The organism is Lactobacillus sp. (assembly GCF_051873315.1).
Lineage (GTDB): Bacteria > Bacillota > Bacilli > Lactobacillales > Lactobacillaceae > Lactobacillus.
Genome location: NZ_JBJEES010000127.1, coordinates 14,869 through 24,703 on the forward strand (window position 1 = coordinate 14,869; position 9,835 = coordinate 24,703).

The window sequence follows — 9,835 nt, forward strand, 5'->3', positions numbered from 1 at the left end:
TTCTCCTTGACCCGGTACTGGGCGCTGAGGCGGAGGATCTCCAGGGCCTTTTCTTTCGTTCCAAGCAGAAGCAGCTGCCCTGCCGCCAGGGGCAGGTTGCCGGCCGCGGCGTACTGGCGGACCAGGTCCCAGCCTCCTTGCTGTTTAATGAGCTTGCGCAGGTCGCGTGTTTTCATTGGTCATCTCCTTCGCGTGAAATTTTGTAAGCAATAAATTAGCACACAAGTGCAGGATTGTACAAGACCATTTCCCGTTCTTCCGGATTCCGTGCTTATTTTTTACTGACTTTGTGAAAAAATCCCCCGCCTTTTTGCGGCTGTCGCCTAATAGGAAAAAATCTTCTTTTCAGAAATTTCCAGCAACTTTTTGCACGAGGAGGAAAGAATTTCTTAAGTTTTCCAGACTTGACGGGCCATATTTTGGCCTGCTAAATTATTTGACTACAAAGCAAAAAACGAATTTTGAAGGAGGCAGACATGCGAAAACTCACAATTAGCGAGATACAAGCGGTCGAACTGGACAATCTCCAGATAATTGACCGGATTTGCCAAGAGCAGGACCTGACCTACTACCTGGCCTACGGGACCCTCTTAGGCGCCGTCCGCAACCAGGACTTTATCCCCTGGGACGATGACACCGACATCTGGATGCCCCGGCGGGATTACGAGGCCTTCATCGCTTACTGCGAAAAAGACCTTCCTGCTCCCTACCGGATCGCGACCCGGGAAAACAGCCCGGGCTATCCCTATGGCCTGGCCCGCTTTAGCAACCAGGACTACGAGTTCGTTTCCACCAAGCCCGCCGAGCAGTTTTCTGCCGGCATCTTCACCGACATCTACCCCTTGGACGAAAACGGCTCTTCCTACCCGGTGGCCCGCCAGCTCTACCGCCGCTGCAAGCTGGTCAACATGGCCTACTACGCCTACGCGGCGACCTGGCCCCAGAACTTTTTGACCAAAAGTGCCCACCAAATTTACAAAAAGGCGGTTGACCGGATCTGGGGCGAGGGCTTTGCCCAGGCCGTTGATGAAAAAATCCAGCGGATCATTTTTACCAAAACGAAAGAGGGCCGGCAGAAGGTCGGCGTCCCGGCCTGGCCGGATGGCGGGGTCCACATGCTGGAGAAAAAACACTTCGGGGAGGGCAAGTACGCCCCTTTTGCCGGGTCCAGCTTCCGCGTTCCGGCTGATCCTGCTCCCATCTTGCGGGAATACTACGGGGACTATGAAAAATTGCCCCCGGCTAAGGACCGCTATCCCCACCACGACTACAAGATCTATCCCAAATAGTCTTTTAACCATAAGCAGAATTTTTAGTGCGATTAAAAGATGTCATTTTATCTTATCCATCAGCCATGCTAAGCTGTTAGGACAAGATATATCACGAGTTTTTTAGAAAAAGAAGGTGACCACATGTCCTACTTAAGTCAGCGGGCAGTCACGGCGATTGCCGTCTTTTTCCAAGCTGACCCTGATGAACTGAATTTCGTGCCTTTACACAAGGGCATGACCAACCACTCCTTCCGCCTGGATTATGGCGGAAAAAGCTACCACTTCCGCCAGCCCAGGCGGGGCCGGCAAATTATCGACCGAAAGCAGGAAGCCGCGGTCTACCAGGCCATCGCCCCCTACAATTTCTGCGACTCCCCCCTGTACCTGGACCCGGAAACGGGCTTTAAGCTCAGCCCCTTTTTGCCCCAGGCCCGCTCTTGTAACCCGAAAAAAGAAGGTGACCTAGTCCGCTGGGTGCAAAAAGCCAAGTGCCTGCACCAGGCCAAGATCGAAGTCCCGCATAGCTTCGACCTCTTTGCCCAGATCAAGCAATACGAGCAAATCCGGGGATCCCGGCCCTCCCTTTTTCCCGACTACCAGGAAATTAAGAAGCAGATTTTTAGCTTAAAGCCCTACTTAGACACAGTGCCAAAGGAAAGTTGCCTGACCCACCTGGATCCGGTGGCCGATAACTGCCTTTTTTACCAAGAAGGCGGACAAAGCAAACTGCAATTAACCGACTGGGAGTACGCGGGGATGCAGGACCCGCACGTGGACCTGGCCATGTTTGCCATCTACGCCGGCTATGAAAAAGCGGAACTTGACCATTTGCTAGATTTGTATTTTGACCAAAAGTGCCCGGAAGGCATCAAGAGCAAGATCTACTGCTATATGGCCATCTGCGGCCTGCTCTGGTCCAACTGGTGCGAGGCCTTCCAGCCTAAGCAGGCCCTGGGGCCTTACGGCCGGCGGCAGTACCGCTATGCCAAGGAGTATGCGGCAATAGCCTTGAAAAGAACGGGGGTGGCCTGATGACGCGCGCCGACAACGCGGTAATCTTGGCCGGCGGGACCGGGGCCCGTTTTGCTCCCCTGTCTTATGAAAAGCCCAAGGGGCTGATCGAGGTCAAAGGGGAAGTCCTGCTTGAGCGGCAAATCCGCCAGCTACAAGCGGCCGGAGTTAACGACATCTACATCGTTACCGGCTACAAGAAGGAGCAGCTTTTTTACTTAAAGGGCAAGTACGGAGTGAAATTAATCGACAATCCTGCCTATGCCCGGCAAAACAGCGCGGCCAGTCTCTGGCTGGCCCGGGGCGTGATCAGAAACAGCTTCATCTGCTCAGCAGACAACTACTTTTTGTCCAACCCCTTCCGCCTGGGCCTGGAAAAGGCCGGCAGCTACTATGCCGGTCAGTACAGCCAAGGAGAAACTGATGAATGGGGCATCGCGACTGACCGGGAGGGCTATATTGACCGCGTGACCAAGTCAGCGAAAAATTCCTGGTACATGCTGGGCCATGCCTTTTGGCGGGAAGACTTTTCCCGGTGCTTTTTTCAAATCATGGAGAAAAAGGTGGACGCGGCCAGCGGCAAGTATTGGGAGGAGATTTTTGCCGAGAACTTAGACCTGCTCAAGATGCGGCTGGCCAGGTTCCCGGCCGGCAATATCCAGGAATTCGACAGCCTGGAAGACTTGCGCCAGTTCGACAAGTCCTACCAAGAGGATTCCCGGTCCTATATCTTGAAAAAATGCGCCAAAATTCTAGCTACCAAAGAAAGCGAATTAGACCGGATCAAGCCCATCAAGGGCCGGGGCAACGAGGCGATTGGCTTTCACTTCCGCCATGACGGGCGCCTGTATTGCTACCTCTACCAGCTGGGCCGGGTCATCCGCTGCCAGCGGCTGGGGCATCCCTATTAAATAGGAAGGAAGGCGATCATGTTAGCGGGAATTTTAGCTGGTATTACTTGGGCCATCGAAACCCTGCTCTTAGGCGGGGCGGTGGCTCTGCCGGTTTTCAGCCGGGATTTAGAGGCCGCCTTTTTAGCCCCTTTCGTCTGCGCCTTTTTCCATGACAGCCTCTCTTGCTTCTGGCTGTGGGGGCAGAGATTAGCGTCCGGGGAAAGGTCTGCCTGGAAGAATTGGCAGAAAGGAGCCGGCTGGATTGTGTTAGCCGCGGCGGTTGGCGGCCCGGTCGGGATGACGGGCTATGTTTTAGCGGTCAAATTCATGGGGCCAGCTTTAGGGGCCGTAGCCTGCGCCCTTTTTCCAGCGGTTGGAGCCCTCCTGGCCCAGCTGCTATTGGGAGAAAGGCTCCCCCTCTCCCGCTGGGTCTGCCTTTTGGCGAGTTTAGCCGGAGTATATGGCTTGACTACTAGCGGGCAAGTGACTGAAGACAATATAGTCTTGGGCCTGGCCAGCGCTATTATGTGCGCCGGCGGCTGGGGCTTGGAGGCAGTGATTTTGGCCAAGTGCTTTAAGGGCGGGATCAAGACCGGGCAGGCCTTGCAGATTAGGCAGACTACGGCAGCCGTAATTTCGGGGATGCTGTTGCTTACGGCCTTACAGGCAGGAGACTTTGTGGGCGAGCTAATGGCCAAGGGGCCGGGGAAGCTGGGCCTGCTGCTCTTAGGCGCCAGCGCTATGGCTACGGCCTCTTACTTCTGTTACTACAGGGCTATTAAGCAAGTTGGGCCAAGCAAGGCGATGGCTTTGAACGTGACCTACGCGGCCTGGGCCTTTCTCTTTACGGTTCTGGCGGGCGGCCGGGATTTGGTCAACTGGCAGATTATCTTTTTCGCCGGCCTGGTCTTTGCCGGCAGCATCTTGACGGCGGCGGACTGGCGGGCATTGTTTAAGCGAGGTGATGACTGATGGAAAAAATCGACTACCGGAAAGTAAAGGGGCGGCTGGTCTACCGGACGGCCAGCCGCTTGCTGGATTTGGGCTTGAGCAGCTTAGGCCTTGCCCTCTTCTCTCCCCTGCTTTTATATTTGGCGGTAAAGATCAAATTAGAAGACGGCGGGCCGGTTTTATATTCGCAAACCCGCCTGGGTCAAGACGGGCAGGCTTTTAAAATCTGGAAGTTCCGCTCCATGATCGAGGGGGCGGACCAACTGAAAAAAGATTTACTGGAGAAAAATGAGATTGCGGGTGCCATGTTTAAGATCAAAGACGACCCAAGAGTGACCAAAATCGGGAAGATGATGCGGCGGCATAGCTTGGATGAACTGCCGCAGCTGGTCAATGTGCTTAAGGGCGAGATGGCCTTGATCGGTCCCCGGCCGCCCCTGCCGGAAGAGGCCAGGCAGTACAGCGCATATGACTGGCAAAGGCTCTTGGTCAAGCCGGGATGCTCGGGCCTGTGGCAGGTGGAGTGCCGGAACGAGGGTGATTTTGACCAGATGGTGCAATTAGATATCAAGTACATCAACCAGCGGTCCCTGTGGCTGGATTTGCGGTTGATTTTTAAAACCCTTGGCCTGCTCTTTAAGCCAACGGGGATGTGAGGAGGGATTTTTCTGAAAGAGAGACATGTATTTATTATCGGTTCTAAGGGCCTGGGCTCTTATGGCGGCTATGAGACCTTCGTCAAGCAGCTCCTCAACCAGCACGCGGATCATGAAAAGATCCAGTACCATGTGGCCTGCAAGGAAAACGGGGATGGCGCCATGGAAGGCAGCCGCATCCGCTTTAAGTACCGGGGCGCGAATTGCTATAAGATCCGGGTACCGGAAAAGCTGGGTCCGGCGCAGGCGATCTATTATGACCTGGCGGCCTTAGACTATGGGATCGATTATTGCAAGCAGCATGAGATTGAGGGGCCGATTTTTTACATCCTAGCCTGCCGGATCGGGCCTTTTATAAAGAAGTACGTGAAGCAGATCCACCGCTTAGGCGGACAGGTCTTCATCAACCCGGACGGGCATGAATGGCGGCGGGGCAAGTGGCCCTGGCTGATCCGGAGATACTGGCAAGTGTCAGAAAGATTGATGGTCAAAAATTGCGACCAGGTGATCTGCGATTCGATTGCGATTGAGCGCTATATTTTAAAGAACTACGGCAAGTACCGGCCGGAGACTGCCTTCATCGCTTATGGCAGCCAGCTGGCGGCCAGTCCATTAAGCGATAGCGACCAGCTTTTTAACAATTGGCTGAAGGAGAAAAAATTACGGACAGGACAGTACCACTTGATCGTGGGCCGGTTTGTGCCGGAGAATAATTTTGAGACGATGATCAGGGAATTTATGGCGAGCAAGAGCCGGAAGGATTTGGCCATTATCACCACGGCTAACGAGCGTTTTTTGGCAAAACTAGAAGAGAAATTGCACTTCAAGCAAGACCCGCGGATCAAGTTCGTGGGCACGGTTTACGACCAGGATTTGCTTAGAAAAATCCGGGAAAATGCCTACGCCTACCTGCACGGGCACTCAGTCGGCGGGACTAATCCGTCGCTTCTGGAGAGCCTTAGCAGCACCAAGCTAAACCTGCTCTATGACGTTGCCTTCAACCAGGAAGTTGCCAGAAAAGCTGGTCTTTACTGGAATAAGGAGCCGGGAAGTTTGCGGCGGTTAATCGAGAAGGTTGAAGGCTTCAGCCAGCAGGCGGTTGAAGACTTTGGCCAGGCGGCCCGGGGGCGGGTCGCGCATGCCTACAGCTGGCCCACGATTGCCGGGGAATACGAAGAATTGTGGCTGAAATGAAGAAGGCCCGCATCCATGATTGGGTGCGGGCCTTACTGATTCTATTTAGTGTAAGGCAAATCGTTTACTCTTTCGGAATAGTGTTAAGTGGCCGAATGCGTTCCCTTGCTCTTTTGAACCCAAGGTAATAACATAATGTATACCAAGAGAAAGGAGCGATTAACATGGACAAGGGATTTGACGTCTTTAGGGTTTCAAACTTTGTAATCGATACTGCTAAGGAAAACAATATCGAATTAACCAATTTAAAGCTTCAGAAGATTTTGTTCTTCTTGCAGGGATTCTACCTGCACAAGTACAAAACTCGCTTGATAAATGGAGAATTTGCCAAGTGGCAGTATGGCCCCATAGAAAGAGAGGTTTACGACTGCTTTAAATCAAATGGGTCTTCACCGATTCATGATGAAGCCTTTGACTTTTCACTCGATACTTTGACGATTATACCTATTCCTCCTATTTCTGTAGCTGACGTTGGCCGCGATATTTTTCCTAAGCTTAAATCGGAACTACTGAAGTTGCTTGAGATCCCGACTTGGAGACTGATGGAATTGACTCATAACGATTCTAGTTGGTCAAACTATCAGGATGAAATAAAGAACTATTCAGCTGCTGACTATACCAATCAGGAGATCGAAAGCTGCTATATCAACAACTTCGATTCACAATACTGCGAGGCTTAAGCCCATGGCTTCACGAATCTCTGATCAGCAAATCATAAATCACTCTATTGACACTTTTGTAGAATATATAAGCAGCAAAAGAGCTAACCAAGACAAGGTAATAAATGCCCTCACTACGTTTTGCAAAACGGAAAACCTTGCTAGAGCATATCCTGAAATAAGCAAGAAAATATATGCTCTATCCCCAACTAGCTTTACCAATCTTGAAAAATTCATGGGAATTACTACTGGCAACAAGAGCAATGAAAGCCATTTCGATAGTCTTTCACAAGGAATTAAAGAATTTGTTGATATCAGTAAGACGGACAATCTTAGACGGCTTGAACGTCATATAAAGCTAAGCTGCTACCAGCGTGACTACATCAACAGTACTGCCCAAAGCGCAAACGATGCAGCTGAGAAGGCTGTCAAGAACTCCAAGAAGGCACAACAGAAAGTAAAAAGCATCTACTCAGAGTTTGTCGGGATCTTAGGAATCTTTACAGCAATGTCCTTCGCCATGATGGGCTCCGTCGAGATTCTTGGAAATCTGTTTAGCGACTTAAAGAATCTGTCTAGCGCTTCTCTGGGATATGCCTTCATAGTTGGTGGCGTGTACCTAATCGTCATCTACTTGATAATTTTGATGCTGTTTATCGGCATTAAGAAGCTTTTTGCCGATGGGGAATATCAAATTGATCTTAAATTTTGCATATCGCTTTCGATAGTTTCCATTGTATTTTTCACCGTGGGAATTGTGCTGCTCAATACACTGCACTTGACGTAATGGGTTAAAGTCCATAAAAGATAAAAGTTCTCTGCTCCGTTAGAAGTGAAGTCTAACAGTTGCAGAGAACTTTTTAATGCTATTTAATTCTGTACCCGGCTGGTACCATCACTGTAGTTCAAAACAACGCCGGGCTGGACATTGAAGACATAGACGTTAAAGGAAACCGCGTTGCTGCCAACAGACTTGGCCTCCATTTGAACGCCACGGGCCAGAAGCTCATCGCCTTTAAAGATTGGCTTAACCCGGTAGCGGACATAGTTATTTGAAGATTCCTTCAAATAGTCAGCTACTTCATTTTCGTATGGCAGCATCCCCGATACGTTCATTTCTTCCGTACCAGTGATTAGGTTCTTCGGGTTGTTATTCTGCCCAGTCAACTGGTAGCCGATCAAGTGACTCCGGTTATAGAGCCAGCCGCTGGAAATACGCTTATTGTGCCAGCCAGTTGGATCCCAGTGCAAGGGTTCTCTTTTAGCAGTCGGCATCAAGGACTGATTCAGCATTGCATTGGCCGTAGTAGCCCGGTTCAAGCTGTCCAGATTGCCGTAGATCTGCCAGGCACCGCGGCTGGTTGACAGATCACTTTGACTAAAGTCAGGTTGGTTGTTATTTACTTCAGTAGACAGTTGCCCGCTATAAGTCAGGGATGCCAGGTCAGTTTGCTTCGGCTTAGCAGAAGCAGTTTCTTTCGTGGACGTAGTTTGGCTGGTCTTACTGCCCGGCTTTTTGGCCAGCTTTTCCTTAGCTTCCTCTGTCTCACCTTTAATACGATCAGTCTCAGCTTCTAAAATAAGATTATCAGACTTGTAATCTTCGATCTTATCTTTATACTTATTGACCCGCTTGGTCTTAACGGTAATTTTTGGATAATTCTGTGAATCAACCGGCTTGGTAGAAGTCACGGCAAAAAGCAGAACAACCGCGCCAGCAGCAAAAATCATTCTTTTCTTTTTCATTATCTCTTAGCCCTCCGGTAACCTGCTCTCTGCGCTTCTTCTTCACTGTTAAAGTAGACAGCGTTTGACGAATTCATCCGGTAGCTGGCCTGGCCAGGGACATGATAAATTTTGGAATTGACATTACCAACGATTTTCTGAGAATCAGCCGTGTTCATATCACCGCGCTGGTCACTTGAAGTATCAGTTGGGTCATCAGTGTTTGAATCACTAGCACTAGATGCGGCAGCAGCCTGCTTTTCCGCGGCTTTACGGGCGGCTTCAGCCTCCTTTTTAGCTTCAGCTGCTTGCTTTTCCTGCTCCCGCTTAGCCTTTGCGGCTGCTTCTTTTTCTGCCTTTTCCTGAGCTTCCAGCTTCTTAACCTTCTTAGCCAGAGGCGCGTAGGCCAGTAAGGCGGCCTTTTTGGCAGAAATCAGCGCTGCATTCTTTTCTTTTGCTTGTTGGTATTCCTTAGCGCCAGTATACTTAACCACGACTTTGGTCCGCGGACTGTATTCTTCCGCGGCTACGCTGCCAACACCGACAGTCACAAAAGAAAGGGCCAGCAAGAGCCAGGCGGTAGCCTTTTTTACCTTTAACTTGTGTTCTTTTTTACTATAGGCCAAATACATCAGAACAAAAGCGGCAATAAAGAGGCATCCGCCTATACTTGAAATTCCTAACGGCAGATAGCTCATCATAACGCCCAGCAGAGACATAAAGGCAAAGCTGCCCCACCCTCTAACTGAATAGTAATCTTTATCAGCTTTGCCAGATTTTTTCTTACGATAGCTAATCGTTGCCATAGTAGCAGATGCTACCAGCAATATAGGCCATAATACGGCCATAAATATCCTCATCTCTTCCTCCTCAAAAAACACACGATTAAACAGCTAAGTGCCGAAGCTCCCACTTAGACACTCAGACTTTACATTATAGCACGCGTGTAAAGGGAAAGAGACTTCCTCATAGAGAGAACGAGTAGTTGGTTCAAAAAAGTGCATAAAAAAGAGCGCCTATTAAGCGCCCCAACCGGTTCGGTACAAGTAATCAGCTGGTACCATTTTTTGCAAACTCAATAATAAGATATGCAATTAGGGGAAATCCCCGATGAACCTGGTTCATAATCCTAATACCTACATTATAGCACAGCGGGGCAAGCCGAACTTGTCCGCTTTTTGCTACTTACTTTTTCTTGAGCAGGTTCTTGTACATAGGCCGGTCTGCTGCAGGGATGCCCAGGAGATCCATGGCCCCATCCGGAGTTAAGTTGGTGGTGTTCAGAATGTTGCGCAAGTAGTCTTGCGTCACCTTCTCAGTCGTTTCTTTAGTTACTTCTTTAGTTACTTCCTCAGTCGTTTCCTTCTTGGCCCGGTCAAGCTTGACCTGGATAAATTGTGGCATTACTTCAGTCATGGTGGTCACCTCGTTCTTATCTCTTTTTTCCAATTCCTTGATTAACTCGTCAAAAGCAT

The 9,835-nt window shown here is 50.1% G+C and carries 11 protein-coding genes; 8 read left to right on the top strand and 3 right to left on the bottom strand.

Annotated features, from left to right (window positions below; genetic code table 11):
* Nucleotides 1-476 precede the first annotated feature (476 nt).
* From ACI32D_RS07435 to ACI32D_RS07470, 8 genes are all read left to right on the top strand, one after another.
* A complete protein-coding gene (locus ACI32D_RS07435) occupies nt 477-1,289 on the top strand; it encodes a LicD family protein (protein WP_439775949.1) in 813 nt (270 codons plus the stop codon).
* Between the two features lie 123 nt (nt 1,290-1,412).
* Entirely contained in the window at nt 1,413-2,303 is an 891-nt protein-coding gene (locus tag ACI32D_RS07440; protein ID WP_439775950.1) for a phosphotransferase, read from the top strand.
* The gene (locus ACI32D_RS07445; RefSeq protein WP_439775951.1) at nt 2,303-3,193 is read left to right on the top strand and encodes an NTP transferase domain-containing protein; all 891 of its coding nucleotides are present in this window, start codon (nt 2,303-2,305) and stop codon (nt 3,191-3,193) included. Before ACI32D_RS07440 ends, ACI32D_RS07445 begins: the two co-directional genes overlap by 1 nt.
* An 18-nt stretch (nt 3,194-3,211) precedes the next feature.
* Nucleotides 3,212-4,147 carry an EamA family transporter gene (locus ACI32D_RS07450; protein WP_439775952.1) on the top strand — a complete coding sequence of 312 codons (936 nt, stop codon included), beginning with the start codon at nt 3,212-3,214 and terminating at the stop codon, nt 4,145-4,147.
* Nucleotides 4,147-4,782, top strand: a complete 636-nt coding sequence (locus ACI32D_RS07455; RefSeq protein ID WP_439775953.1) for a sugar transferase — start codon at nt 4,147-4,149, stop codon at nt 4,780-4,782. The genes ACI32D_RS07450 and ACI32D_RS07455 overlap by 1 nt, the downstream gene beginning before the upstream one ends.
* 33 nt (nt 4,783-4,815) lie before the next feature.
* Nucleotides 4,816-5,976: a beta 1-4 rhamnosyltransferase Cps2T gene (gene cps2T, locus ACI32D_RS07460; RefSeq protein ID WP_439775958.1), complete on the top strand. Its 1,161-nt coding sequence runs from the start codon at nt 4,816-4,818 to the stop codon at nt 5,974-5,976.
* Nucleotides 5,977-6,140: 164 nt separating this feature from the next.
* Nucleotides 6,141-6,656 carry a Panacea domain-containing protein gene (locus tag ACI32D_RS07465; RefSeq protein ID WP_439775954.1) on the top strand — a complete coding sequence of 172 codons (516 nt, stop codon included), beginning with the start codon at nt 6,141-6,143 and terminating at the stop codon, nt 6,654-6,656.
* A 4-nt stretch (nt 6,657-6,660) separates the two neighbouring features.
* Nucleotides 6,661-7,422 (top strand): hypothetical protein, encoded by a 762-nt coding sequence (locus tag ACI32D_RS07470; RefSeq protein WP_439775955.1) that lies wholly within the window; start codon nt 6,661-6,663, stop codon nt 7,420-7,422.
* 83 nt (nt 7,423-7,505) lie between these two features.
* Here the strand turns inward: ACI32D_RS07470 and ACI32D_RS07475 are convergent, their stop codons facing one another.
* The 3 genes from ACI32D_RS07475 to ACI32D_RS07485 all read right to left on the bottom strand — a co-directional run.
* Nucleotides 7,506-8,381, bottom strand: a complete 876-nt coding sequence (locus ACI32D_RS07475; RefSeq protein ID WP_439775956.1) for a DNA/RNA non-specific endonuclease — start codon at nt 8,379-8,381, stop codon at nt 7,506-7,508.
* Nucleotides 8,381-9,208 carry a sunset domain-containing protein gene (locus ACI32D_RS07480; RefSeq protein ID WP_439775959.1) on the bottom strand — a complete coding sequence of 276 codons (828 nt, stop codon included), beginning with the start codon at nt 9,206-9,208 and terminating at the stop codon, nt 8,381-8,383. The genes ACI32D_RS07475 and ACI32D_RS07480 overlap by 1 nt, the downstream gene beginning before the upstream one ends.
* A 337-nt stretch (nt 9,209-9,545) precedes the next feature.
* On the bottom strand, nt 9,546-9,835 hold a 290-nt coding region (locus ACI32D_RS07485; RefSeq protein WP_439775957.1), incomplete at its 5' end, for a hypothetical protein.

Excerpts from the sequence above, each read along its gene's own strand:
- ACI32D_RS07435 (WP_439775949.1), top strand. The coding sequence starts at position 477 with ATGCGAAAACTCACAATTAGCGAGATACAAGCGGTCGAACTGGACAAT.
- ACI32D_RS07440 (WP_439775950.1), top strand. The coding sequence starts at position 1,413 with ATGTCCTACTTAAGTCAGCGGGCAGTCACGGCGATTGCCGTCTTTTTC.
- ACI32D_RS07445 (WP_439775951.1), top strand. The coding sequence starts at position 2,303 with ATGACGCGCGCCGACAACGCGGTAATCTTGGCCGGCGGGACCGGGGCC.
- ACI32D_RS07450 (WP_439775952.1), top strand. The coding sequence starts at position 3,212 with ATGTTAGCGGGAATTTTAGCTGGTATTACTTGGGCCATCGAAACCCTG.
- ACI32D_RS07455 (WP_439775953.1), top strand. The coding sequence starts at position 4,147 with ATGGAAAAAATCGACTACCGGAAAGTAAAGGGGCGGCTGGTCTACCGG.
- ACI32D_RS07465 (WP_439775954.1), top strand. The coding sequence starts at position 6,141 with ATGGACAAGGGATTTGACGTCTTTAGGGTTTCAAACTTTGTAATCGAT.
- ACI32D_RS07470 (WP_439775955.1), top strand. The coding sequence starts at position 6,661 with ATGGCTTCACGAATCTCTGATCAGCAAATCATAAATCACTCTATTGAC.
- ACI32D_RS07475 (WP_439775956.1), bottom strand. The coding sequence starts at position 8,381 with ATGAAAAAGAAAAGAATGATTTTTGCTGCTGGCGCGGTTGTTCTGCTT.
- ACI32D_RS07480 (WP_439775959.1), bottom strand. The coding sequence starts at position 9,208 with ATGGCCGTATTATGGCCTATATTGCTGGTAGCATCTGCTACTATGGCA.